The organism is Chlamydia crocodili (genome assembly GCF_018343815.1).
GTDB classification, from domain to species: Bacteria; Chlamydiota; Chlamydiia; order Chlamydiales; family Chlamydiaceae; genus Chlamydia; species Chlamydia crocodili.
Map to the genome: position 1 here is coordinate 689,008 of NZ_CP060791.1, position 25,643 is coordinate 714,650.

The following is a 25,643-nucleotide window of genomic DNA, read 5'->3' on the forward strand; positions in this document are numbered from 1 at the left end:
TAGCTTTTATCCATCGAGATTTTAGCTTGATATCCAGTAGACTATTACTATAGTGATAACTCATGGATCATCTTCTCTATGCAGATATACGCAATAGCAGATTTACACTTAGCTATCGGAGTCCCTGAAAAGACAATGGAAGTCTTTGGTGAACCTTGGATTTCCTATCACGAGAAAATCCGTGAAAGATGGGAAGCGGTAGTAGCTCCTGAGGACGTAGTTCTACTTCCCGGAGATATTTCTTGGGCTATGCATATCGAAGAAGCCAAAGAAGATTTTTCTTTCATAGGTTCCCTGCCTGGAACTAAATATATGATCCGTGGGAATCATGATTATTGGAGTTCTGCATCAGCAGCTAAAATATCACGAATTCTTCCTGAAAATTTGCATTATCTATCTCAGGGATTTTCCCTATTGCCTCAAAAAAAAGCTATTGTAGGAGTAAGGCTTTGGGATAATCCTACAATATGTATAGCTCCTGAATGTTTTCAATCTCCTCTTTTAGGAAAGGAACGGAATTACAGTGAGCAAGATGAGAAAATTTTTTTAAGAGAGCTTGGAAGATTACAAAGAGCTTTAGAAGCTGTCCCCAAGGATGTTGATCAGATTATTGTTATGACCCACTACCCTCCTATCAGTAGTGATGGTACCCCTGGACTTGTTTCAGAAATACTTGAAGTTGATGGTAGAGTATCACATTGTTTATTTGGTCATATGCATAAAGTCCGCTCTCCTTTAGAAGGATTCGGAATCATTCGCAATATCGATTATAGGTTGGTAGCTGCTGATTATATAGATTTTATTCCCCAGGTTATAAAGTGAAAATTCTTGCAGGTAAATACAAAGGGAAATCTTTGAAAACATTTTCTAATCCCTCGGTACGTCCTACTTGTGGAGTAGTCAAAGAGGCGGTGTTTAATATTTGTGCGGCTTATATTGAAAATGCAGCATTTTTAGATCTTTTTTCTGGAGTTGGATCTGTAGGTTTTGAAGCTTTAAGTCGTGGAGCTTCTTCAGTCACTTTTGTAGATTCTTCCGCACAATCCACACGTTTAATTCGAGCAAATAGTCAATTACTGCATCCAGATTTGCCAGTGACAATTATGAAACAAGAAGTAAGATCTGCGATTCAGAGACTTACTAAAAAGGGCATGTCCTTTGATCTTATTTATATAGATCCTCCCTATAATCTTGAAAATAGTTATCTTGGAGCAGTATTACGCGATATTGTTTTAGGAGAAGTTCTAGATAATCAAGGATTGTTATTTTTAGAAAATGCTTCTACAGAACCTATTCTTGTTGAAGGTTTAGTACTAAAACGCAAGAGAAAGCTGGGTGGAACATTTTTATCGGAATACATTCTTGAAAATACTTCTCATTAGTTCTATAAAAAATTCATAAGACACTTAACATAAAATAGCTAGTATATTTTTTTCGTCTGGATGAGCGTATTTTTTGGCTTTTTGGTTGTTCTTTCAAAAAGTTTTTATTCAAAGTTTATCTTAGAGAGCACACTGGATAAAATTTCTTTTGTAGAATATGATGCGAAAAATAAGTCTGGAATCCGAGGCGTGAGTTAGCGTGAAAATCAAGAATTCCTCAAAGCTATATTTTCTAGCTCTTTTGTGTTTCCTACCTTTAGTTTTTCTAGGATGTTCTAGGGAAAAGAAAGAATTATTGGTAGGAAGAGATACTACTTGGTTCCCAAAACAATTTGGAATTTATACAGCGAATATCAATGCTTTTCTTAATGACCTTGTATCTGAGATTAATTACCGGGAGAATCTTAATATCAACATTGTAAACCAAGATTGGATTCATCTCTTCGAAAATCTTGATGATCAAAAGACAGCAGGAGCTTTTACGTCAATATTACCAACAGCAGAGATGTTAGATCATTATCAATTTTCTGATCCTATATTGCTTACAGGTCCTGTGCTGGTTGTCTCTGAAAGGTCCCCTTATAAGTCTATTCAAGATCTTCGTGGTAAGCTCATAGGAGTATATAAATTCGACTCTTCAGTGTTGGTAGGTCAGGATATTCCTGATGCTGTTTTAAGTCCTTATCAACACGTCCCCATAGCTTTAGAAGCTTTGTCTTCTGGTTGCTATGATGCCTTATTAGCTCCTGTTATAGAAGTTACAGCTTTGATAGATACAGCTTATAAAGGACGTTTAAAAATCATTTCCCCACCTTTGAATCAAGATGGTTTACGGTTAGTGGTCCTTCGTGGTGAGAAGAATAGCTTATTGGAAGGTTTTAACATGGGGTTGGTTAAAAGTATACGTTCTGGTAAGTATCAAGTAATTAAACAGCAATATCGTCTTCCTTAACCTATTACGACTTTATTAAACTTTTGTTCTCTACATACGGCGTACTTTGAATAATTGTTGCTAATGATTCTACCCATTGGGGAGATTGATAAATAGCGGGCACGCGCAAAGCTTGGTATTTTCTCTCTATAAGTATGGATATATACTCTTTTTCTATTTCATAAAGAGTTTCTATATGATCTGAAGTAAATCCAAAAGGTACAATCAACACATGTTTCTTATCTGTATTTAATCTTATGCATTTATCTTTTGTTGATGGTGTCAACCATTTCCCAGGACCAAACTTCGACTGATAACAAAGATGAGTTTCTATGTTTTCTAATCTTTCAGAAATAGCTTTGAAAGATTTCTCGCATTGTATGTTATACGGATCACCTTTATTCACATATCTCATAGGAAGTCCATGAGCAGAAAATAATAGACAGCAGTCATTTATAGGGATATCGTGGGATTGTAAAAATTTCAAGATATGGTCAATCATACATGAAATAAACTGTGGGTGATTTCCAAAATGGGATACCCAAGAGATATCTAGTGATGGAAGTTGGTTGTGAATAAATCTCACAATACTTCCTGTAACAGCGTAAGTAAAATGTGGGAATAGGGGAACACCAACAATCGGACAATCACCAAGAGCTTTTAACTGTTGAATTGTATGCTGGTGTGTATCAGGTAAATAGCGGTGGAAGGTAATAACAGGAGCATTTAAATACAAAGATAGAGTTTCTGCAAGTGATTCTGTATCTTGATATATAGGAGAGAACCCGCCGATGCAATTGTATTGGGGAAGAATCTTAGGGGTACGTTTTTTAGCTATGAATGAAAATAAACGTTTATGGATGAAAGAAGGAAGAAATCCTCCGGTAACATCACGGTCTGTAAGTAATGAAGTTAAGAAAACTTCAATGTCATTAGGATGACGAGGACCGCCAAAATTTGCTAATAGGTAAGCAGAGACCATAGTAACAAGCTTTATTATTTAATAATATTGGAGCTATTGCATTAAAACAATTACTTGCATAATTTCCCATAAAATTAAGATGAGTTTGTAAGATACATGAAGTTAAATAATGCTCTCCCAACTTTAGAAGCTTTATGTAAAAAAACACACCAAAAATTACGTCAATATCTTATCCGACATAGTTTATTGTTACTCGGATGTTTATTATTAATGGCTGTCGAACTCGGTGTATTTCTTTATTTTTTCTTATTTTCTGGGAAAACTATTGTTCCAGCATTTTGTCTTGCTTGTTTCTTTTTAACTCTGTTTGTTTGTCTTGTTGTACGTTTATACATATTGTCAGGGAAGCCAGATTTTTTTGAAGATCTAGCAATAAGTTATTTAAGAAATGCGCAAGCCTTGTTCAAGGGGAAACAAAATGTGGTTGAAGAGCAAACGCACTTAGCGTCCTCTGCGACAAAGCTTGCTATAGACTTACAAAATCAAGAATACACACTCTTATCTAGTATACTGAATTTTCTTCCTCAACATGATTTTATAAGGAAGTTTAGTTGTTTTTGCTTTTGGAAAGATTATTTTCTGTTTCGAGAATGCCTATTGCAGAAGTCTATAGATGCCTACATTAAAGTTGTACAATCTATTCCTGTAGATCTCGGAGCACACGTATCCTTAGCGGATGCCTATGTAGCTCTTTCTGGTCTCTATGCTGATCCAAGGAAATATCCTGAATTTGATGCTAATTACTGGGTTCCCCCAGGGAGATATGGAGAAGAAGTTCAAGAAAAATTTTTCACAACAGCACAACGTGCGATAGAGGAATTCAAAATTTTAAATGAATATGCTCCGGGTAATGCTTGGGTACATGCTCAATTAGCTTACAGTTATCATGATTTGCAGATGCCTCTAGAAGAGATTCAAGAGTATGAGATGATTCTCAAGTTAAAACCTACTGACGTGGAGACTATGACCAAGCTAGGCATTCTCTATTTTCAACAAGGAATGAATGCTAAGGGCTTGCGTATATATGAAGAATTGAAAAAAAGAGATTACAAAAAATCAAGAAAACTAATTAAATTCTATGGAATAGAATACAATAGTTATTAATTTTTCTTATTGTTCTTTATAATAGTTATCCTAGTTTATAGAGCATCTTATTTATGAAAAGTATTGATATCGGTAATGATACAATAATGCGAAACAGTCTTTGTGATAGGATGAGCGTTTCGTGGCGAGCACGTTTTTCTGTTCGGACTCGTTACGAAATAGCCAGCGCTGTGGCTATTTTTGGTCTTGTCCTAGCTTTATGTGGGTCTGGAGCTGTCTATCTTGTTTTTACATCATGTGCAATTTCTGAGATGTTTATTCAAGGATGTATTTCGTTAGGGTTAATACCCATTCCTGTTGCGATACTTTCCTTGCTGTTGGGTATTTTGATTCTTCTCTATGGGATCTACCTATTACCACAGCAGAAAGAAGAGAAAACGATATTTGTTTCTTAAAAGCATTCACTATATTTAATTTGTTCTAAGAATATAGTGTGCATGCGATTCACTTAAATTAAATGAAAGGGAGTAAAATGAAAAAACTCATAATAGCATTTTTATTATTAACTTCTTGTGCAACACAACGTGTATTTAGCCTAGAGGCGTCTTTTGATAAAATTTCTTGTTCAGAAGAGGGTGAGGAAAAAGAAGAAGGTGGATGTGAAGGTGGTTCTTGCTCAGGAGGAGAATGCTGGGAAGATTAGATAATTTCCACACTATTATTCTTACGTCTTTAGTTGTTCTAGGTATACGGATAAGGTGTTTTTATTTTGAATATATAGTAAAGAGAATTAAATGAAGAAATTAATCTTAGCGCTGCTTTTATCTGTCTCATGTGCTTGTGAGACGTTTATTTTTGCTGATGAGAGTGATGATGTGAAGGTGGCTGGTAATAGTCCTGAAAATGAATTAGAACGAAGTGAAAATCCTGATCAGGAGATTATATACTTGGATGGACATCCATATTATAGACATAAACCTATGCCTTATAGTGGATAAGAGTGTTATCTTTTTCGATGTTAAAAATAAGTCTGAAAATGGCCTCTGAAGGGTATTTTTTTCGAATAAATAAAATCAGAAAACATGAAAAATCTAACAGTTTAATTCACAAGATAATGCGGGGTTTATTTATTCCTGAAACAGAGAGAAACATATAGTTAACATCTGGATCGTTATAGTTTTTTAATTGCGCATTATTCTTAGTTTCTCATAAGGTTTATGGAAACCTTTATGCCAGTATCGATTTTTCCCATGTTTTTAGTTTTTCTAGACATGGCGAAGAGATATTTTCATCTGGCATATACAACAAGGAGAATAAAAATGAAAAAATTAATCTTAGCGCTTCTTTTAGCTTCTTCATGTGCTTGTGTAACAGCTGTTTTTGCTGATGAGAGTGATGATGTGAAGGTAAGCGATAACGGCGATTCTGGAAATGAATCCGGAAACGAAAGCGGAAACGAGAATTCCGAAACTCACGAATAAGAGTTTTTCTCTTGTGTTGAGGAAACAGGGGAAGACCCCTGTTTCTCATCAGTATTTAAAACAGCTAGTCATTAGCTTCACGAAGTGATTTCAACGCTCACTTTCAATTTAAGTTGAAAATCATAGAGCACCAATTTCTCCCCACAGATCACAAAAGTAACCCTTGTAGATTTATAGAGCCTTTGATTACGGATTTTTCTCTAAAAAAGATGATTAACCGTATTTTAATAGCTGTAATCATCCCCACGCATTTGTGAAAGTGGGTGAGTCTATTTTTTATACAATCTTTTTTTTTGTTTTTAAATTCTTAAAAGAGGAATAAGGGCTCTTGATATATTACAGAGAAGGTTTCGGTCTGGATTAAAATTATTGCATTAATAAAGAAGATTATTTAAAACGTCTTCAAAAGGATTTTTCATTTTGTTTAAGATCAGATAAAGTAGCATTTTTAGACTCTTTATTTGATTCACGGTTATAATATACATAATGTTTGATTCAAATAGGACGAAAATAGATCACGTTTTAAGCGTGTAGGGAAGAATAGAAAGAGGCGGCTAGGAGTAAAATTATAATTTTACATCCAGATTGTCTTAAAAACCCAGCGCTATGAGGGACTTTCTAGTGAGTAGTGTAAATTTTTCTTGTTAGGTTTCGCGATTAAACTGGAGTCTGAGGCAACGAGATAAGTGTCAAAGGGGATAATCTTTTTAAAAAGTACATGCGGAGCGTTTTTTGCGCTATTTTAAAAAGTAAATAATTTTTATCGTTTGATAGAACTCTATTGGATCAAAATTTTTAGCTGCTTTTGTTGAGTTTTGCTATAATGATCTAGTGATAGAGTCTTGAAAAGCTTAAAGGCTGAAAGACATGTTTTTCAGGAACTGTCAGAGTGTAGTAGTCTTTGGCAGAGGATCTGTTTTATATGAATAAACGGTGTGTAATAGACAAAATTTTAAAGTGTGTAGTTGTTGCCTCTTTGGTTTTGTTATACTGGTCATCTGATTTGCTTGAAAAAGATATCAAGTTAATCAAAATGAATGTTCGAGATGTACAACAAGACATCCAGGAATTACTTAGTATCGTAAAGCAAAATAACGCTACACGGTCTTCTAACGCGCCATATCCCTCGTCATTATCCGTAACTACATGCTGTAACTTTGTAGAAGTTGGAGATCCTCGCTATCCAAACTTACTTTCTCCAGATCCTTATATGGAAAAAACCCTAGGGAATCTTGTAGGGGATGATTTTACTCCTAAGGGTATTTTGCGCACAGCTCATGTTGGTAAACCAGATAATTTGAGTCCTTTTAATGGTTACGATTATATTGTGAAGCTATATGATTTATGTGTCCCAGGATTGGCAAACGCACATGTGGGGAAATACGAAGAATTTTCCCCAGGATTAGCTCTGAAAATAGAGGAGCATAGCGTTGAGGATGGCTCTGGGGATCGTGAATTTCATATTTATTTACGCCCTAATGTATTTTGGGTGCCTATAGATCCATCACGTTTTCCTAAACATGTGCAACTAGCTGATGATTTTATGCAGCCTCATCCTGTGACGGCACATGATTTCAAATTTTACTATGATGCGGTAATGAATCCCTATATTGCAGAAATGCGTGCCGTAGCTTTGCGTTCGTATTTTGAAGATATTGTCTCCCTTACCGTAGAAGGTGATTTGAAATTTATAGTTCGTTGGAAAGCCCATGATCTTGTAAATGAAGAAGGAAAAGAAGAGAAAAAAGTTCTATATTCTGCTTTCTTTAATACTCTATGTTTGCAACCCTTACCTTGCTTCGTATACCAGTATTTTGCAAATGGAGAGAAGATCGTTAAAGATGATTCTGACCCTGATATCTATCGTAAGGATTCCGTTTGGGCGCAGAATTTCTCCACACATTGGTCAATGAATTATCTTGTTAGTTGTGGAGCTTTTTACTTCTCTGGAATGGATGACGAAAAGCTAGTTTTCACGAGAAATCCAAACCATTACAATCTTAAGGAAGCTCTAGTTGAGAAACGTTATGTCTATATTAAGGATAATTCGGACTCCTTATTTCAAGATTTCAAAGCGGGAAAACTAGATTTAGCTTATCTACCCCCGAATCATGTGGATAATCTAGCGAGTTTTATGAGAACTCCCGCTTATAAAAATCAAGCTTCTAAAGGCGAGGCTATTCGTGAAATGATCTATCCAGATCGTTCTTACGCCTATATTGGTTGGAATTGTTACTCGTTGTTTTTTGAGAATCGTCAAGTACGACGTGCTATGAATATGCTCATAGATCGCGATAGGATTATAGAAGAATGTCTAGATGGTCGTGCTCATATAATCAGCGGGCCCTTCTCACCTTTTTCTCCTTCCTATAACCAAAAAGTAGAAGGTTGGCACTATTCTCCAGAAGAGGCTGCTCGTATATTGGAAGAAGAAGGTTGGATAGATTCTGATGGTGATGGCATTCGAGAAAAAGTTATAGATGGAGCCGTAATTCCTTTCCGCTTCCGTTTGTGTTATTATGTTAAAAGTATCACAGGCCGTACTATTGCAGAATATGTGGCTACTGTCTGTAAAGAGATAGGCATTGAGTGTAGTTTATTAGGATTAGATACCGCCGACCTTTCTCAAGCATTTGAAGAAAAGAATTTCGACGCCTTGCTTACCGGCTGGTGTCTAGGATCTCCTCCAGAGGATCCTCGGGCTCTTTGGCATTCCGAGGGTGCAATGGAAAAAGGATCTGCCAATGTTGTTGGTTTCCATAATCCCGAAGCTGATAAAATTATAGATCAACTTAGTTATGAATATGATGCCGGTAAACGTATGGATTTATATCATCGTTTCCACGAAGTTATTCATGAAGAGTCCCCCTATGCTTTCCTATTCTCTCGTACCTATTCTTTACTCTATAAAGATTACGTGAAAAACGTCTTTGTCCCTAAACAGAGGACAGATTTGATACCCGATGCTCAAGACGAAATGGTTAATCTTCATATGGTTTGGTTAGACAGGAAGGAGGAAGAGTGCTCAAGTATATCTTAAAACGTCTGATATTGATCCCCCTGACACTTTTTGCAATTGTTTCGATTAATTTTATCATACTGAATGCAGCTCCAGGAGACGTTATTGAAGATCAATCTGTCGATGCTCACGGAGATGCAGGAAAATCAGATAAGATTCGTACGTATAAAGGTCCAGATCGTTACTTGCAGTTTCGAGAATATTATGGTTTGACTCTACCTATTTTCTTTAATACTCGCCCTAGTATGTCACACGCTAAGGTGAAAACGGGAATCCAGGAGATAATAGATAATTTCCAGAATAAAAAATCTAAAAAGCAATCATTTTCCAAGCTAAAAGTTTACTGGGGTGATCGTGCAAAATTTATTATGCCGGCATTATTGTTTGAGGCTAGCGATAATACGAAAAATTCTTCCTATCGTCATATTGCAGCAGACCTGTTCATTCGGGGTGCTATCCGTCAGGGTATCATAGGTTCAGGTTTATCTTCGGAACAGTATGCATATAATGAGAAGGTGTCTAAGAACAATGCTTTGCTTGTAAAACTGCTTTCTGAGGAAGATATAGGGACTAAAGTTGAAGCATTAAAGGAATGGTTTCGTAAAGAGGGTGGTATGGAAACCTTCTCTTACAAACGTTTCTCTTGGAAGACGTTCCTTTTAGAAACTCGCTTTGCTCGTTATATGTCACGTGTTTTGCGTCTGGATTTTGGAACCTTACGGAATGATTCTCATAAAACAGTAGTTTCTGAAGTTATTAAACGGTTGCGTTCATCATTAACGCTATCTGTTTTGCCTATGATCTTGGTATTTATTTTATGCCAAGTATTTGGAATGATTATGGCTTTAAATAGGAATCGTTGGTTAGATCACACATTAAATTTTATTTTCCTATTTCTATTTTCTGTTCCTGTTTTTGTTGCTGTTCCGTGGATTATTGATAATTTTGTCATCAATAAAACCATACCATTTACCTCTATTCCGATGCCATATAGCGGACTAAGATCTTCTCCGGAAATTTTTAATCAGTTGAGTTCTTTCGGGAAGCTTGTAGATACCATAACGCATAGCTTCCTTCCTTTCTGTGCTGTAAGCTATGGAGCGTTTGCTTCTCAATCAAGATTAAGCAGATCTATATTTTTAGAAATACTAGGTGAAGATTATATTTGTGCAGCGCGAGCTCGCGGAGTATCTCGTTATGATATTCTTGTAAAACATGTAGGGAAGAACGCAGCATCCTCATTAATCACTTCCCTTGCCTCATCTTTAGGAGCAATATTAGGAGGAGCTTTAGTTGTAGAGACTTTGTTTGATATCGATGGATTCGGAAGATTTTTCTATCAAGCTATTTTGAATCGTGATCATAACGTAGTGTTATTTTCTGTTCTTGTTGGATCGGCTTTATCTTTATTAGGTTATTTAATCGGTGATATTTGCTACGTGCTATTGGATCCTAGAGTACAGCTAGGAAAGAAGAGGATTTAAAACTATGCAATCCCATACTTCTTTTTATCGCAGATTTTTTCAGGCATATCATAAGAATTTTCTTGCCTCACTGTCTTGGAAGTTTGTCATATTTTTATCACTTGTAGGTATTTACGCACCTTTGTTTGCTAGTAGCAAGCCTATTTTAGTGAAATGGGAGGGTTCTCTTTTTTTCCCTTTATTTAGGTATTTATGGTTTCCTGGTTTTTACACTAAGCCGATCGATCTTTTTTTTAATGTGTTCATGGTAACACTACCTTTTTTCTTTATAGGCTGTAAGTTTTCTAAGGGAGGCCTTCGTAAGGCGATTATTGGAATTTTAGCTATTATTCAGATTTCAGGATTTATTTTTGTATATCGTGGAAATATTCAGGATCCTTCAGGAGATGAAAATCTTAAAAAATTACGTGCTGAAAAAATCCTTTCACAAATTGCCAATAGTAGAGCAGAGACTATAGTTTTACTTCCTAAAGATATGCGTACTTGGGAATTAGAAAAGACGTATATGAGTAAATACGAACAATTAGGCATTTTGATAAAGTCGAAATACCGTAAACTACAGCATGAGAAATTACAAAAATATTGTGTATCCTATGAAGGATATAAAGGCTCGCAAATACCTACATTGCATCATTCCCAGATAAAAAATGAGCAGGTGTGTTTGGAGCGTTTACAAAGAAGACTGCAGAATTTGAGCTCATCCTACGAATCTTCTTTGCAAACTTGGTATAGGGCGATTGATGAGTATCGTCCTTTTCTTATGGCACTTACTCGTGTTGAGCACGATTTAAACTTAGCTTTATATAATAAAGATCAGCATGAAAGTTTACTTTCGGCACATTCTTCGATAGAAGAAGAAGCAGAACCTTTCCGTAAACATTTGATAAAGACACGTCAGGTTCTTGAAGAATATAGTAAAATTCATAGTGCGATTAACTTTATTCAGGATAAACGTGCATGGATTAATGAAGAATCCGAAAGGCTGCGTATTCTTATTAATCCGCTACTAACTACATTTCATTGGGAAGATGATGCAGGGGGATCTCGTGAGATGAATAAGTATGTGCGTTGGTGGCAACTTACGCGCATTAACCGTAAAGATCTTCTAGCCTCTTTAATTTTTGGTATTCGTATAGCTTTAGTTGTCGGGGGAGTTTCCGTTGCTATTGCATTATTTATTGGTACAGTCATAGGCTTAATTTCTGGATATTTTGGAGGAACTACAGATATGGTTCTTTCTAGATTTACTGAGATTTGGGAAACTATGCCTATGCTATTTATTTTGATGCTTGTTGTCTCAATAACGCAGCAAAAATCTTTAATCTTAGATACAATACTACTCGGTTGTTTTGGTTGGACAGGGTTTAGCAGGTATATTAGAATAGAGACTCTGAAGCAGCGCAATATGTCCTATGTACTAGCTGCGACGAATATGTGCTATAGCCACTATCATATTATGGTCCATCAGATACTTCCTAATGCAATTGTTCCTATTATTTCCTTATTGCCATTTTCTATGATGGCGATGATTAGTTGTGAAGCAGGACTAACATTTTTAGGGCTTGGTGAGGAAAGTTCTGCATCTTGGGGAAATCTTATGAAAGAAGGTGTCACAGCTTTCCCTTCAGAAAGCGCTATTCTTTGGCCCCCAGCTATTATGCTTACAGCATTGCTGATTGCCATAGCATTGATAGGAGATGGTATTCGCGATGCCTTAGATCCTAAATTGCAGGATTAACTTAAAGATCTCTCGAAATTAAGAAGGATGTTTTGGATTTGTTCTCCTGCGCAGTAATGACGCTCCCCATTACTTCCAATTACCCTATGACAAGGAAAAAATAGAAGAAAGGGATTGTTTTTACAAGCTGATCCTACAGTGCGTGGATGCGTGTCTGTTTCTCTAGCGATCTCTCCGTACGTGCGTGTTTGTCCAAAAGGGATGTTTGCAACGCAATCGAGTATTATTTTTTGCTGTTCAGATAAAATAGATGTATTGATGTAAGAAGAACGTGGAGTGTTTAGTTTTTGCGAATATTTGGCACACAATAGAACAATTTCTTCCATAGCTTTATGTGATCCTGGGCCAAGAAATAAGCAACAGAAAACAGGAGCTACGGAAAGTTGAGTTTTTATAACGGCATTATTATGAAAATGAACAATGACTTGTAGAGGGGGACGTTTAGCTATCTGCAAGCCTTGAGAACAGGCTTGCGATAGAGAAAATTTAGAATCGTCAGAAACTAAGTAAAAATTCTCGGACATGAAAGCAAACTATATTATCCCGCATTATTAAGTCTCTCAAATTTTGTTTTTGAGACTAAACGTCCACGGTGATACCATTCACATTTATAGACACCGCCAGCGTAGATTTTTCTCATACCATGAGGGAAATTATTTCTCCAAGACACTTCTTCTGCTATAACTTCATCTTCATTATAGCGTAATTCACATCCTTCCTTAGATCCTTTTACAAAAGGAATCTCAGCTGCTTTACAACCGTTTTTAAATACCGTTGTAGTACCATCTTGATATCCATAACGCCATTCTTCAATAGTACTAGGAATTCCTCCTGGAAGATAAGTTAAACGCAATCCATGAGGTTGTCCATTAGTGTAGTGAGTGACAGTTTCAGGATCTCTAGTAGCGTAGAAGGTGGTTCTTTTGACCATGGTACCGTCGTTAAAAGCTTCTTCGGAAAGAAGGACATTATTTGGAGAAAAGTTAGACCGTATACCTTCTCCATTGCGAATTGTTGACGTATATTTTCCATTAAATGAGGAATAGCTTCCTTCAATTACACGACCTTGATATGTGGTCTCAGTGAAATAAGGCTCAGTAATAGTATCGTTATTTTTATTATCTGGCCAGCGAGTGACAATAAGAGATCCATCTTCTTGAAAGATTTCTTCTTGAGAAGGCAGACCGTTAGAAAAGAACGTTTTATAGGAAACGAGCCTCCCTTGATCATAAGTCTTCACTACAGAAAGAGTTGTGGAATGGGGGAAGGTTAACGTTATTTCTCCATGAAGAAGGCCTTGAACATAAATTTCATAAAGGGTAGATCCATCCTTTAAAACTTTGGTGATTGTTCCATCACAACCCCGTTTTACCCAATCTCTTCCTGATACAATAATTCCATAGTTATTGCGGAAGGTCTCCTTCATAACTGAAGAATCTTGTTTTAGAGCTGACCCATAGGTAAAGCATGAGAAAGAGAGTGCGCAAACGCAAAAAAGCAGCTGTTTCATGAATCGATCGTTCCTTTTGTATCGTTTATTTGCATATTAAGCATAGCAAGTAAACGCTCATGTTCTTCTTCTATTTCTTGATTAGATAATGTTCTTTCCTTGTCTTGAAATACAAGACGTAGGGAAACATTCTTATTCTGAGTAGTAGGGTTCTTATTTTGATATATACTGATAATGGAAACACTTTCAAGCCATTTAGAATGGAAACTTAAAAGTTTCTTTCGTAAAGAATCCGCTGGTACAGACTCATGAACTGTCAATGTTATATCCCGGAATGAAGAGGGATAAATAGGATAGGGTTTATATAAGTGTATAGATTTCTTTTGTGTATGTAGAAGAGAATCTAACGAAAGTTCGGCAAAGAATACAGTGTGTTTGATTTGGGCTTTTTTACACAGCTGGGGATGTAATGTTCCAAATCGGCCTAATACATGTTTATGAAGATAAATCTGTGCTTGTTGGTAAGGGTGGAAATTCGCATGATCACTAGGTTGGATTGTATAGGCCTGTGAAGAAACATGTAGATGTTGGAATAGTTTTTCAATCCAACCTTTTATTGAATAAAATGATAAAGGACGTTCATGAGATATCCAAGATAACTCTTCTGCTTGCCCTGATAGGATGATTCCTAGACTTTGTGTTTCTTGATATTTCGAATCTTTCTTTGTGTAAGTTGTCCCCAACTCAAAAGCGTGTACATAGGGCGCTTGTCTATTGAGATTCGTTGCTGTACTTTTTAATAATCCGGGAAGCAAAGAATCACGCAATACAGTAGCTTGTTTGGATCCCTGTAAAGAGATGCGATCAGTTTCTTCTCTAGAGAATGCAGCTATTTCTGTATCTAGAAGATCACATGTGAAAAACTGTTGCAATCCTGAATTTGCTAAAAAGTCTACAATCTCTCGTTTAAGGGAGTACATAGAACTATAAATAGCAGGAGCTTTCTTATTCTCTATTTTCCATGGTTGTGTTCTGTAGATTTCTTCAACAAGATCAATCTCTTCATGGATGTCATGGCGATAAGAAGGAACTTTTACGGATAAAATAGCATTTTCTTTAGAAGTAATGCTAAATCCTAAGGAAGTCAGTTCCTTACTTATTTGAGAAGGGTTTAGAGATATTCCGAGAACTTTCTCAATGAGTTCTGTACGTAAGGATACATTGGGAGATTGAGGTGCAGTACCCAAGACATGAATAGGGGATACCTGAGCATTAGGGAAAATCTTTTGTATATAATGAATGGCTGCATAGAGAGAAGGTAAAACATTATTTGGATCAATGCCTCTTGTGAAACGATATGCAGCTTCAGAATGTAGAGGAATACGTGTTTGAGAAGCACGTATGACTTTCGGAAGAAAATAAGCGGCTTCTAGTATAATCTCTGTTGTTGAATCATTGAATGATGAATCTAGACTTCCCATCACACCCGCTAAACCTACCATACGATCTTTGTCACAGATGATAGCTGTTCCCTGAGGGACAAGGACTTCTTCATTATTTAGAAGTTTTAAATATTCATCTTTTTGCGCATTTTGAACATGCAGGGAATCAATATCCACAGTTTTAGCATCATAAACATGTAGAGGCTGTCCTAAAGACAACATAATGTAATTAGTGATGTCTATGATGGAATTAATAGACTTTTGTTTGAGTTCTCCAAGAGCATTTTGTAGATCTTGAGAAGAAACCTTTGCAGAAACTCCAGAAATTTTTACACAGCAGAAGATAGGACAAAGATTCTGATCTTGTGATGGACGTTCTTTTGTAGTTGTTTCCAGGGGAGTAAACACAAATTCTGGAGGTAGAGTAAGATCTACATCTGTTATATGGGTAATTTCTCTAGCAAGCCCTAGAAGTGAGGCACAATGACCTAAGTTAGGAGTTAAAGAACATTCGATAAATGTATCGGCAAGAAGAGCGCAGGCACTTTCTCCTAAAGGCGTGTTTTGGGGAAATTCAAAGAGGCCTCTTTCTGTTGTCTGTAGATGAGCAAAGCCTAATTCATCTGCGCCGCAACACATACCCTGGGATTCTACACCTCGCAGTTTGGATTTTTTTATTGTGTACACGTTGCCTTCGTGATCATGCAGTTTTGCTCCTGGAAGGGCTAAAGGAACTATGATATCAGGATGACAATTAGGAGCTCCACAAACTATTTGATGTTCTTGTTGTCCATCAAAAAGAGTAGCAACTACGAGTTTATCTGCATTAGGATGGGGAACTGTTTTTAGTATTTTTGCTGTGACGATAGAAGAAAACGAGCATGTAAGAAGTGTTTCTATTTCAGTTTCTATTCCTATATGATCACAAGCTTCTATAATTTGTTTTATAGGTAAAGGAGAAGAAAAAAATCTTTGTAATGAGGATAAAGAAACTCGCATGGATATTAAAGATGAGACGTTTTTATGACAGATTTTACGAGGAGGAGTGTATAGTGGCAAGTATTTTAATGTTCAGAGAGCAGCTGAGTTTTAGGAGTAATCTTTAATGACTTCGCAAAAAACGACTCGATGGCTAGGGCAAGCATTAGTTTTAAGTGCGGTATTGAATATTGTTTTCTTACTTTTATTTTACTCAACTATCTTTCAAAAGGATATTTATAAACTACGTTTATTTTCCGGTCCTTTAGTGGCTAAGAGTTGCCGTGTGAAATATATTCCCCAAGATTTCCTAGAGAATTTATCAGAAGCTTCCCTCGAGGAATTGTATCGTTTATTGGATGAAGATCATTTACTTTATGGGCGTCCGCTAAAATTATGGGCATTAAGTGTAGCTATCCATACTTATGATGTGGATGTAGGTAGTGCGCTTTCTCATCCTTTGACATTCACACAATTGCGTAGTAATGGGAAAACCTGGTTACTTCCGAATATCGATGAGAGAGAGTACGGCTTAGTGCGTCGTTATTTATCTCGCGAGCGTTATCCTTTTACATCTCGAGGTTTGTTTGTTTCTATTTCTAAAAATTTAGAGAAAGGTGTTGTTGACGAAGACTGTTTATATCATTTTTGTCATACTCCTGAATTTCTCTATTTGCGTACGTTACTTTGTGGTGCTGATGAGCAGGTGGCCTCTGTTGCTTCCTTAGCAAGAATGGTAATACGTAATGAAGAGCAAGTATTTTTTTCTCTATGTAACGAAAACAGCCGTGTTACGGAAATTTCTGATCAACAACGACAAAAAATTTTATCTGCTTATATGAATTTAGGAGAGCCTTTAGCAGCTTTATTATTACTCGTTCATGATGAAGATTGGGTGATTCATGAGTTTACAGATGAGGACTTAAAAAGATTTATTGATCTTCTTCCTAAAGAATCTCCTTATAGTCAAAATTTTATTTCTCGTGTCACCTCAACGCCACGTTCTTTTGTTGCAAATGACGCCAGTATGACAAAAACATTCGTTACAGATACACAAGAGCCTATTTGCGAAGATTATATTGTAAAAGATGGAGATTCTTTATGGTTGATAGCACGTCGTTTTGGAGTGACTATTGATGAGATTATGCGTGTGAATCAGATGAATCATCATCGTCTATTACCGGGGAAACGTCTAAAGCTTCCTCTAAAGTCGTCATAGGAACAAGATCTATTCCTCCTGGATGCCAGGGGCCACATTTTCCTATTCTTTTTATTGTTAATCCGAGACCTTTGATACATCCATGATGTTTTAGAGCCTGTAGGCCATATTGTGAGCAAGTCGGGAAAAACCTACATGGATTTCCTAACAAAGGGGAAATTGTCCATCTATAAATATGGATAAGAGCACGACATAGATGCATGGGCAGGTTTTTAACAAGCAATTTAAATGACATTAAATACGTCTTTAAGTAGAGCAACAGAAACTTCTAGCATAATTAACCAAATAATTGTCCATTCTAATGATGAGGAGTGTTGGTGATTGAGTTGGTCATTTAAAATTTCCAATACGTCTCCAAGGATTGTTAATCTATGATTGAGAACATTAATTCTGGAGTTAATATCCAAGCAATTAAGAACGTCAATATAAATGGGTTGTGTTTGCGGATGTTCCCAGAAAAAGTCAGGCTCATCAAGAATATCAGAATGAAGATTTACAGAGGCTTTATCTAAAAATAATTTACCAATTTTTTTTGCTATTGCCTTCCTTGGCATGGAGATTTTTCCTTTTGTAGCCAGGTCTTGAGGCAAGCGTTTTGAGTCTTCAATAGTTTTATAAATAGTAGCTTCAAATATGGTGAGCTTTACTGATTGAGCAAGACCAAAAGATATAGCCAGCTTTGTATTGAGTTGCGAATCTGCTAAGATCAATCTATCCCTACGTATTTGAAGTTTCTCTCCATAATGGAAATTGTAACAATCGATTTCTGGTTGGGGAAGGATTTCTGGAGAAGCTGTAACAATAGATTGTAGGACTTTGATTTCTTCAAATTCTTCCCAACCCCAAAATACAGCAACTCCAAAGGGGAAAAATACGGCAATCTTGTCACATTCATCGGGATTTTCCGAAGACACTAAAACATATTCCCTAGATAAGACTGTGGGGAAGCGGGTTTTTAGTAAGTGAAAGAGCACGTGCAAGTTATAGGATGAAGCTGTGCAATGGGCAGTACAACGCATGATTCTTAGAAACTATTGTTAAATCTTTCTCTAATGTACTTCATTTTTACTCAGTCGGAAACATTTTTTTTCTTGAGGTAAAGGGGATTTCCTAGCTAAGCTATTTTTTTTGCGGAAGTGGCGGAATTGGTATACGCGCTATCTTGAGGTGGTAGTGGAGCTTTCCTTAGGGGTTCGAGTCCCCTCTTTCGCAATAGAAGTTGCTCATAGGCCTCTTCTTCTTGATTTCTTTATCTTGAATTTTCATAGTGAGCATAGTTTCAAGTTTGGGGTGTAAACCTTGCGGTTTCTTTCGATTTTTTTCTTTATATTCTCATCATTGTTATCGGTAAGCCTCCCCGTCTTTTCTGAGCATTATATTTCCGAGGACGAAAAATTTTATATAGATCGATTTAATTTTTCCGGAGAGTTTCCCGATATGGAAACTATGGAAATTCATGCACAGAGAAAAAAACGGGTGCATTTTGATGCTTCTGGAGAATTCCCAAAATTAGAATCTATTGTTTACAATGGGTCATTTGGATTTTTGCGAGCCAAGTTGACGGGGAATTATCCTGGGCTCACTTCCTTAGTATTCACCTGTTCATCATGTAAAATGGATTTAGATTTCCGAGGAAATTGGCATAAAAATACTACGATTTCCGTGAGTAATGAGTCAGAACCTCTTACATTAACTTTCCCTAAGAACGTAGGCGTGATTGTGCATACGAAAGTATCTACAAAGGGAAAGGTAGTTTTAGAGGGAGATTTTGAAAAACGTGGCCGTGGTATTTGGAATAAAACGTATCACAATTCTTTAGTGGGTATAGCTCCTATTACCTTAGTCTTTGAAGTTCACAGTGGCTCTGGGGGAACGATTACTCTCCGATAAAGTCTTATTCCTATCTTCATGAATTGTACTTTCAAACATTCGCATAATCTTTTCTGAAAATCCCAAGTGAAAATCTGATAGATGTAAGAGATCTTGGAATTTTTTAGCATGGATAAGAGCAAAAAGAACTTGCTCTTCTTCATTTTCTATCATGACGGCACCCTCAGGACCGTGGTCTAGACAGAATTTTAAGCCTTTATAACGATAGAAATTTGGGGAAATAATAGTTTTTTTACAGTATGTGCATGCTGAGGATAGGTCTAGAACCCCTTCATATTGTAAAAGTTTAAGTAAGAAAGTTGCTGAAAACATTTCAGGATTTTTACTTTCCGGTAAGAGATATAAGAAATTTAAAAATAAGGAAAAAAGTTCTTGAGAGGGCTTTTCTTGCCACTGTGATTCTAAAATACCTTGAGCCATTTTCCCTGCTGCTTGTAGTAGAGGAAGAGAGGATTTGATTTCTGAAAAGGTATTTTTTATCTCTGCACAGATTAGCTTGCGCATTTTTGGCGGAGAGTAATCGAGACTATAAATCCCCAAAGACAGGGGAATAAGAGCCTCTCTGAAATCGCAATAAATGGATTGGCCTTGCTTTGCAAAAAATGTAAGGAGCCCCAGAGGGGAAAATACTGTGGTCACACAATGGTTTTTCCCTAAGGGAAGATTTTGTAGTGCAATAGCCGGAGTAAGGGTGTGCATGTCTTTAGTTTATAGATTGTGCAGAGTTTAATTTGAGGTAATAAGAAAGTAGCTGAGGGTAGCTAGGGAGCCCTGGATAAAAATCTAGGGTCTGTGTTTTAGGATTTAAAAATCCTGTTTGTTGTTTTCTATAACATACGACAGAAAGACACGGGGCTCCAATAATATAGTTATAGCTTAACAGCTGGTTTATTGTTTGTTGGTTGATCACTCGCGCTTTGCATTCAATAAGCAAAAGCGGTTTTGGATTTCCTAAATTATAAGTTTCCCCTTCAAGATTTGTATAAGTCGCTGGCGTGATAATAAGAAGATCTGGACGACGGCGCGGGAGGCGGATATCCTTACGAGTAAGAAGGGGGAATAGGGTTTTAAGCCCTTTTTCTACGATAATCAAAGATGGGGGGTAGAGCAATTCTTCGATGAGAAAGGCAATAAGCTCCTGGCGGACCTTCTCTTCAGGTGTTGATGCCAAGATCTTATGCCGTATGGGATCGAAGATCTTTAAAGAATCGGGATTTGTAGATATCTGCTCATTAGAAGATGTGAAATCCTGGGGCGATGATAGGCTCGATGAGGACATAGTTGTCGTCGTTTTGTTTATGGATTAGCTGGATTTTATGCTCTTTTTCATTTAGGAAGACTAGTACTTTATCTCTGGAAGCTTCGAATTTCTTAATAGCTTCATCTTCAGAAAGAACAGGCAAATTAATTTTTTTCCTAGAGAGAGTCTTTTTCGCAGATCCTGGGATATAACCATACTGTTTTAAAGAATCCCACGCATCCATAGTTTCTATGGGCAACATATCATCATAAAGATGCATAGCTTCTTGGAGCTCAACGATGTGCTCCTCTTTTTTTGATAGTCCTGTATCGTGTTTCTTCTTGTCTTGGCGTATTTTCAGATGTTTATTTGCTAAAGTGCGAATTTTTTTAAAGGCAGAAATCACAGCGCTATAAGCATTGCTGTGTTGTGTTTTTACTTGGAATGTCTCTTTCCCTGTAGTTACGGTTAGATGCACTTCGGTTCCTTGTTTCTCTTTATGCGATGTCAATACCACATGAATAGAGTCTACTGCAGGTAATTGACCGCTCTTTTCAATGATCAGCTGACGTAGAGGTTGGGAAATATGAAAAGATTTACCCGTAATTTCTAGATTGGCAACCTCGTCTCTTGGGATTTTTCTCTGCCTTGCTGACCGACGTTGAGGATTGTGCATGCCGTCTCCTTATGGTGAAAAGATTTATACAACATATGGAGATGAAAAAATCGAAAAAAAGAAAAAGAGATTCTCCTATTTGTATTATAGTAGGGAAGCTCTTTATTCTAGAAAGTTTTTAACGCACCGAAGAGGGCTCGAACCTCTAACCACCTGGTCCGAAGCCAGGTACTCTATCCGATTGAGCTATCGGTGCCTAAGGCAGCCCTGTTCCAGGGAATCTGAGACCTTTGAGAATAGAAAGCTTAACAGAAGTTTCTCTGAAACTCAAGAAAAACTCCCCCTCTTACCGGATTGGAGTTTTTAGCATAGAGCCAGCATCGTGTCGGTGAGATAGGTCGGGCTTTCTAGGATAACCACCCTTTCCAATACATTAGAGAGTTCTCGGATATTTCCAGGCCAGGCATAGTCAAGAAGCGCAGTCTTGGCGCTTTCCGAGAGAGTTTTTATAGGTTTATTGTTTAATCTACAAAATTTTTCTAAGAAGTATTGAGATAAGGGGAGAATATCTTCTTTTCTTTCTCTTAGAGGGGGGAGGTAGAGGGGGATAACATTGAGACGATAAAATAAGTCTTGTCTGAAGATCTTTTGGTCAACAGCTTCTCTAAGATTACGATTTGATGTGGCTAGGATGCGCACATCTACAGATAGAGTTTTTGTTCCTCCGAGATGTTCGAATTCTTTTTCCTGAATTACTCTCAGGAGTTTTGCTTGAAGATTGACAGGTACTTCTGTAATTTCATCCAACAATAGAGTTCCTGTATGTGCAAGTTCAAAACGTCCGGCTTTTTTTGCTGTAGCTCCAGTAAATGCTCCTTTTTCATGACCGAAAAATTCCGATTCTAATAGGGTTTCTGGAATAGCTGCGCAATTAACCTTTATGTAAGGTTGGCAAGCTCTAGGAGAGTTTCTATGAATGAAAAAAGAAAGTACTTCTTTCCCACAACCCGACTCTCCGTGAATAAAGATGTTTGCAGAGCTGTCAGCAGCTTTTTTTGCTTTGGACAACAAATCCTTCATAGAAGGACTTTCAGCAATTAGAGGATGAGATTCCGATGAAATTTGCGATTTTAGCAAAAGATTCTCATTTACAAGATCTTGTAGCTCTTCAGCTTTTGCTATAAAAGCAAATAGAGCTTCTGAAGAGAAAGGCTTAGTGAGATAGTTAAATGCTCCATGGTGCATCGCCTTTACGGCGTTTTCTATAGTTCCATAAGCAGTAATCACTAAGACAGGAGTTCCAGGAGAGTATTCTTTAGCTATTTTGATAATATCAATACCACTACCATCGGGCATATTCATATCCGATATAATCAGGTCGTATTTCTCTGAACGTATCTTGTGGCAACCCTGCTTAACATTATCCGCTGTAAATGGTGAAAATCCTCTGGATAAAAGAAGTTCAGAAAGAAAATCTCTGAGTAAGGGCTCATCATCTACTACTAACACTCTTTCTATAGTCATTGGGCGTTTTATTAATTTTTAAGTTAAGATTTCTTATTACTAAATAGAATTAATCTGTGTAAAGAAAGATTTATTTATTCTTAGTTTCTCTTTACTTCTGTAATTAATGTTTTTTTAATTGATTTTTAGTTGTTTAAGATAGTAAAATCTTTCGACTTAATTTTATTTAGAGCACCTATAGCATGGCTTCTTCTCCAACACCAAATTCTTTGGTTTCTTCGTTGAATCCAGAAATCACACAATCTCGTTTATCCTTATTTTCAGATTTAACTCCTCTAGAGAGAGGGGAGATTTCCTCTGCTTGGAAAGCACGATGTCAGCTTGCCTCATGTATTGGGCTGTTTTGTTTATCTCTTCTTGCTATTTGTGCCGGAACTTTAGTTCTAACTTTATTGCCAGCCACCCCCATGTTTATTGGGATAGCATTTATTGCTCTTGGCAGTGTTTTGCTGGTTACGAGTTTGTTACTACACTTTTCAACACGGCCCAATAAGAAAACGGTAGCGCAGCGGGTAAATATTCAAGATTTACAGACCCAACTTCAGGGTCTGTTAGCGACAACGGATGCTCGTGGTTTAGCTATAAACGGTTTTGATTCTAATGGCGATCCAAAATTAATAATTCAAGGACGAGAGAATCTATTAGCAAAATTCGATAGAGATTTGCGTAAAAAAGAAGTGGATTTATACCGTCTCATATCTTCTGAAACAGAAAATAGACATCGTGCTTTGTCTAATTTATCAGAATTTCGTGAAATGCAAGAGCGAATCAGTGAGGAGCTTGAGCTCTTATATCGTTCTTATAATCAGCATATAACAGGAACGCGAGATACGGGACACGATAGGCGCTTGATGGAGCTATATCAAGAGAGAGATTTGCTCATCCAAGATCTTGCTGGTGTAGGTATTGAAAAAGCAAATCAAACAGAGGCTATTGCGAATTTACAGACCACTTTAAATACTCTTATCCAACGTATCAGATCATTAGAGAATCAAATTACTGCTGATGCTAATAGCGGTCAGCAACATACAGGATTGGTGACGGGGCTACAACCTCTGTTGCAAGAGCAAAATATTTTATTATCTAGGCTCTCTCAAGCGTATGAAGCGTTAATTAATTTATCCATACGTGATGAGAACTTAACTAATCGACGTATTGATTTAGAGAAAGAAATTCAATGCCTTATTGAATCTACAACTGAGAGGATAACCTTTAATCGGGAATATAAAGATAAATATCTACGTTCTGCAGGAACCATAAATCAATTAACGAATAACCTACGTGAAAAAGAAGCAACACTTCTGGGACTTACCCAGGAAATAGAAGCATTAACTGAAGAAGTAGAACGGCTTCGCAATCGGCAGTTGGGCGGAGAATATACTCAAGAAGATATTGATCATTACCGCAATACCATAAGTGTTAAAGAAGCAGTGATTGAGCAGCTTCAAGAACAAGTTGTAAGATATAGACAGCTTATTGATGAGGCAGCTGCTGTTAATAGCCGCATCTCTCAAGGGACTCAAGAGAACGAAAGACGAGCTTTACAAATTGCAGCTTTAGAACAGAGAGAGGGAATCTTAAATACGAAGATTCTTGCGCTACAAGGGGACATTGATAGACACGAAGCAGAAAAACAACGTCTACGTCTGGAAAACAAAGAATTGCGAGATCTGGTATTAACAGCAGAGAGCAATCCTGGCTCTAGTGCTCAAATAGAGGCTCTTCAAAAAGAAATTCGAAGATTAACAGTAGATTTAGAAGCCGTTATTAAAGAACGAGCAGATCTCTCAGAAGCTCTTTCTATTACACGTACACAATTAACAAATTTGCAATTGCGCTACGCAACCCTTAGAGAAGAAGTCCTAGCTAAGGATGAGGAAATAGTGGGTCTTAAAATAGAAATTGATAGACTCCGTACGGATATCCGTGCTTACGATAACGATGTTGATAACCTACATCGCTCTTTACGAGGCGAGGTAGAATTAAGAAATTCTATAGATATCTTAAGAAATGAGATTGATAGATTAGAGCAAGAAAAACTTAATCTTAATGCACGTCTGTTGGATGCGGTTGAGCAAAACCGTACAAATATAGCATTGCTACAACAAAGTGAGGAGGAGAAGGAAAGACTTGTTCAGGAGATACAAGGTTTACGCATACGACACGATCAAGAGAAGACTGCTTTACGAGAGGAGATAGCTCAACTACAACAGACTATGCAGGATCGTCATCTACAGCATACAGAAGAGACCTCGCGATTGAAATTAGAAAAAAATCAGCTAGAAGATCTTCTCAGAGATGCAAATAGAATAGCTGAACATAGCGAGGAAGGGGCTATGCAGATGCTGGCTACACAGTTAATCGCGTTATCCTCCAACATTAAGCAAAGGAAAAAAACTGAAACTCAACGTCTCGAATTTTCAGAGATGCTTGCTTTTACTGCTCCAAGATTTTTCGGTCACATAGGAACAGGTATTTCCTGCAGGCAATTACGTCCTGGAGTATATTTAGAAGCAGAACTACCAGAGGATGCTACAGATGCTCAAAAACGTGCTGTTATAGAACAACGTTGTTTGCGTGAATGGTTTTTAGCATTGCTGGGCTTCTTCACTATAGATCAAATAGAAGCGATATCGCAAAGAGCTAATGCATTAGTTGCAGAATCTCAGGGACAACCACATTTGGATGAGCTATTTAATGAATTGGCCGAAGCATTCCCTGAAATCCGCACTTCTTCGGGAACGCTTACCGAATGGTTATCAAATTGCTATAGCTACGTGACAGACCTACAGATTTTCAGTGATTATCCACGTTGGACAGGTTTCTTATTCTCAATGTTGCAGAAAATGCATAGAGGAGCAGGAGGCATGTTAGAGAATTACTCTGAAGAAGAAGATAACTTCTTGAGAGCTATGTCTAATTTCTCTGGTAAGATTCCTTTAGTTTTAGGAAGTATTGGTCATGGTGAGGGTACAACACCAGGAGCCGCAAATCCTTTAGGAGATTTGAACTATGAGAATCTGGGAAATATTACATGGAATCGTTTAATAAGAGTTGTAGAGCAGCTTTTATCTGTGAGAAGCGGTCTTAATGGTCCGTTTATCTTAGAAGTGCATGATATTTGTGAAAGCGCTGTGAGGACCGTAACTGCTGGAGTTTATACTGACATGTTAACTCGACAGTTCCAACCAACTAGATGGAATCCTCCAAACGATCTTTAATT

General features: G+C 37.1%; 24 protein-coding genes and 2 tRNA genes. 15 read left to right on the top strand and 11 right to left on the bottom strand.

Annotated features, from left to right (window positions below; genetic code table 11):
* The first annotated feature begins 78 nt into the window (after window positions 1-78).
* From H9Q19_RS03105 to H9Q19_RS03115, 3 genes are all read left to right on the top strand, one after another.
* A complete protein-coding gene (locus H9Q19_RS03105) occupies window positions 79-822 on the top strand; it encodes a metallophosphoesterase (RefSeq protein WP_213240202.1) in 744 nt (247 codons plus the stop codon).
* Complete coding sequence (rsmD, locus tag H9Q19_RS03110; protein WP_213240204.1) at window positions 819-1,382, top strand: 16S rRNA (guanine(966)-N(2))-methyltransferase RsmD; 564 nt, start codon at window positions 819-821, stop codon at window positions 1,380-1,382. Before H9Q19_RS03105 ends, rsmD begins: the two co-directional genes overlap by 4 nt.
* A 199-nt stretch (window positions 1,383-1,581) precedes the next feature.
* Window positions 1,582-2,334 (top strand): transporter substrate-binding domain-containing protein, encoded by a 753-nt coding sequence (locus H9Q19_RS03115; protein WP_213240206.1) that lies wholly within the window; start codon window positions 1,582-1,584, stop codon window positions 2,332-2,334.
* 4 nt (window positions 2,335-2,338) lie between these two features.
* On the opposite strand, the gene hemH is transcribed toward H9Q19_RS03115, so the two are convergent.
* On the bottom strand, window positions 2,339-3,295 hold the full coding sequence (gene hemH / locus H9Q19_RS03120) for a ferrochelatase (protein ID WP_213240208.1): 957 nt from the start codon (window positions 3,293-3,295) through the stop codon (window positions 2,339-2,341).
* A 96-nt stretch (window positions 3,296-3,391) separates the two neighbouring features.
* Between hemH and H9Q19_RS03125 the strand changes: the two genes are divergently transcribed.
* From H9Q19_RS03125 to H9Q19_RS03160, 8 genes are all read left to right on the top strand, one after another.
* Window positions 3,392-4,399, top strand: a complete 1,008-nt coding sequence (locus tag H9Q19_RS03125; protein WP_213240210.1) for a tetratricopeptide repeat protein — start codon at window positions 3,392-3,394, stop codon at window positions 4,397-4,399.
* 53 nt (window positions 4,400-4,452) lie between these two features.
* Window positions 4,453-4,794 carry a hypothetical protein gene (locus H9Q19_RS03130; protein WP_213240213.1) on the top strand — a complete coding sequence of 114 codons (342 nt, stop codon included), beginning with the start codon at window positions 4,453-4,455 and terminating at the stop codon, window positions 4,792-4,794.
* A gap of 77 nt (window positions 4,795-4,871) precedes the next feature.
* Window positions 4,872-5,042 carry a hypothetical protein gene (locus tag H9Q19_RS03135; protein ID WP_213240215.1) on the top strand — a complete coding sequence of 57 codons (171 nt, stop codon included), beginning with the start codon at window positions 4,872-4,874 and terminating at the stop codon, window positions 5,040-5,042.
* Between the two features lie 91 nt (window positions 5,043-5,133).
* Window positions 5,134-5,337, top strand: coding sequence for a hypothetical protein (locus tag H9Q19_RS03140; RefSeq protein ID WP_213240216.1), 204 nt, complete (start codon window positions 5,134-5,136; stop codon window positions 5,335-5,337).
* Between the two features lie 321 nt (window positions 5,338-5,658).
* Window positions 5,659-5,820 carry a hypothetical protein gene (locus H9Q19_RS03145; protein WP_213240217.1) on the top strand — a complete coding sequence of 54 codons (162 nt, stop codon included), beginning with the start codon at window positions 5,659-5,661 and terminating at the stop codon, window positions 5,818-5,820.
* A gap of 922 nt (window positions 5,821-6,742) precedes the next feature.
* On the top strand, window positions 6,743-8,860 hold the full coding sequence (locus tag H9Q19_RS03150; protein ID WP_213240218.1) for an ABC transporter substrate-binding protein: 2,118 nt from the start codon (window positions 6,743-6,745) through the stop codon (window positions 8,858-8,860).
* A complete protein-coding gene (locus tag H9Q19_RS03155) occupies window positions 8,842-10,323 on the top strand; it encodes an ABC transporter permease (protein WP_213240220.1) in 1,482 nt (493 codons plus the stop codon). The genes H9Q19_RS03150 and H9Q19_RS03155 overlap by 19 nt, the downstream gene beginning before the upstream one ends.
* Window positions 10,324-10,327: 4 nt before the next feature.
* Window positions 10,328-12,061, top strand: a complete 1,734-nt coding sequence (locus H9Q19_RS03160) for an ABC transporter permease (RefSeq protein ID WP_213240222.1) — start codon at window positions 10,328-10,330, stop codon at window positions 12,059-12,061.
* Here the strand turns inward: H9Q19_RS03160 and H9Q19_RS03165 are convergent.
* From H9Q19_RS03165 to pheT, 3 genes are read right to left on the bottom strand one after another with little or no spacing between them, the layout of a single operon-like run.
* Complete coding sequence (locus H9Q19_RS03165) at window positions 12,058-12,585, bottom strand: MGMT family protein (RefSeq protein ID WP_213240224.1); 528 nt, start codon at window positions 12,583-12,585, stop codon at window positions 12,058-12,060. The two genes, H9Q19_RS03160 and H9Q19_RS03165, sit on opposite strands and share 4 nt — an antisense overlap.
* A gap of 14 nt (window positions 12,586-12,599) precedes the next feature.
* On the bottom strand, window positions 12,600-13,571 hold the full coding sequence (locus tag H9Q19_RS03170; protein ID WP_213240227.1) for a toxin-antitoxin system YwqK family antitoxin: 972 nt from the start codon (window positions 13,569-13,571) through the stop codon (window positions 12,600-12,602).
* Window positions 13,568-15,952 (bottom strand): phenylalanine--tRNA ligase subunit beta, encoded by a 2,385-nt coding sequence (gene pheT, locus H9Q19_RS03175; RefSeq protein WP_213242045.1) that lies wholly within the window; start codon window positions 15,950-15,952, stop codon window positions 13,568-13,570. Before pheT ends, H9Q19_RS03170 begins: the two co-directional genes overlap by 4 nt.
* A gap of 106 nt (window positions 15,953-16,058) precedes the next feature.
* On the opposite strand from pheT, the gene H9Q19_RS03180 reads away from it, so the two are divergent.
* Window positions 16,059-17,150 carry a LysM peptidoglycan-binding domain-containing protein gene (locus H9Q19_RS03180; protein ID WP_213240229.1) on the top strand — a complete coding sequence of 364 codons (1,092 nt, stop codon included), beginning with the start codon at window positions 16,059-16,061 and terminating at the stop codon, window positions 17,148-17,150.
* Here the strand turns inward: H9Q19_RS03180 and yidD are convergent.
* Both yidD and H9Q19_RS03190 read right to left on the bottom strand, forming a co-directional pair.
* A complete protein-coding gene (yidD, locus tag H9Q19_RS03185; RefSeq protein WP_213240231.1) occupies window positions 17,074-17,385 on the bottom strand; it encodes a membrane protein insertion efficiency factor YidD in 312 nt (103 codons plus the stop codon). The genes H9Q19_RS03180 and yidD overlap by 77 nt on opposite strands.
* Window positions 17,375-18,169 carry an RMD1 family protein gene (locus H9Q19_RS03190; RefSeq protein ID WP_213240233.1) on the bottom strand — a complete coding sequence of 265 codons (795 nt, stop codon included), beginning with the start codon at window positions 18,167-18,169 and terminating at the stop codon, window positions 17,375-17,377. The genes yidD and H9Q19_RS03190 overlap by 11 nt, the downstream gene beginning before the upstream one ends.
* A gap of 111 nt (window positions 18,170-18,280) precedes the next feature.
* Here H9Q19_RS03190 and H9Q19_RS03195 point away from each other — a divergent pair.
* Together H9Q19_RS03195 and H9Q19_RS03200 are read left to right on the top strand one after the other, a co-directional pair.
* Window positions 18,281-18,362: transfer RNA gene (locus H9Q19_RS03195), tRNA-Leu, on the top strand.
* A gap of 87 nt (window positions 18,363-18,449) precedes the next feature.
* Window positions 18,450-19,040, top strand: a complete 591-nt coding sequence (locus H9Q19_RS03200; protein ID WP_213240235.1) for a hypothetical protein — start codon at window positions 18,450-18,452, stop codon at window positions 19,038-19,040.
* Here the strand turns inward: H9Q19_RS03200 and recO are convergent.
* From recO to H9Q19_RS03225, 5 genes are all read right to left on the bottom strand, one after another.
* The gene (recO, locus tag H9Q19_RS03205; protein WP_213240237.1) at window positions 18,990-19,739 is read right to left on the bottom strand and encodes a DNA repair protein RecO; all 750 of its coding nucleotides are present in this window, start codon (window positions 19,737-19,739) and stop codon (window positions 18,990-18,992) included. The genes H9Q19_RS03200 and recO overlap by 51 nt on opposite strands.
* A 4-nt stretch (window positions 19,740-19,743) precedes the next feature.
* Window positions 19,744-20,319, bottom strand: a complete 576-nt coding sequence (locus H9Q19_RS03210) for a type I restriction enzyme HsdR N-terminal domain-containing protein (protein WP_213240239.1) — start codon at window positions 20,317-20,319, stop codon at window positions 19,744-19,746.
* Entirely contained in the window at window positions 20,273-20,956 is a 684-nt protein-coding gene (locus H9Q19_RS03215; protein WP_213240241.1) for an HPF/RaiA family ribosome-associated protein, read from the bottom strand. Before H9Q19_RS03215 ends, H9Q19_RS03210 begins: the two co-directional genes overlap by 47 nt.
* Window positions 20,957-21,078: 122 nt before the next feature.
* Window positions 21,079-21,152, bottom strand: a tRNA-Arg gene (locus tag H9Q19_RS03220).
* A 107-nt stretch (window positions 21,153-21,259) separates the two neighbouring features.
* The gene (locus tag H9Q19_RS03225; protein ID WP_213240243.1) at window positions 21,260-22,420 is read right to left on the bottom strand and encodes a sigma-54-dependent transcriptional regulator; all 1,161 of its coding nucleotides are present in this window, start codon (window positions 22,418-22,420) and stop codon (window positions 21,260-21,262) included.
* A 182-nt stretch (window positions 22,421-22,602) separates the two neighbouring features.
* Between H9Q19_RS03225 and H9Q19_RS03230 the strand changes: the two genes are divergently transcribed.
* Entirely contained in the window at window positions 22,603-25,641 is a 3,039-nt protein-coding gene (locus tag H9Q19_RS03230) for a hypothetical protein (RefSeq protein WP_213240245.1), read from the top strand.
* Window positions 25,642-25,643 lie beyond the last annotated feature (2 nt).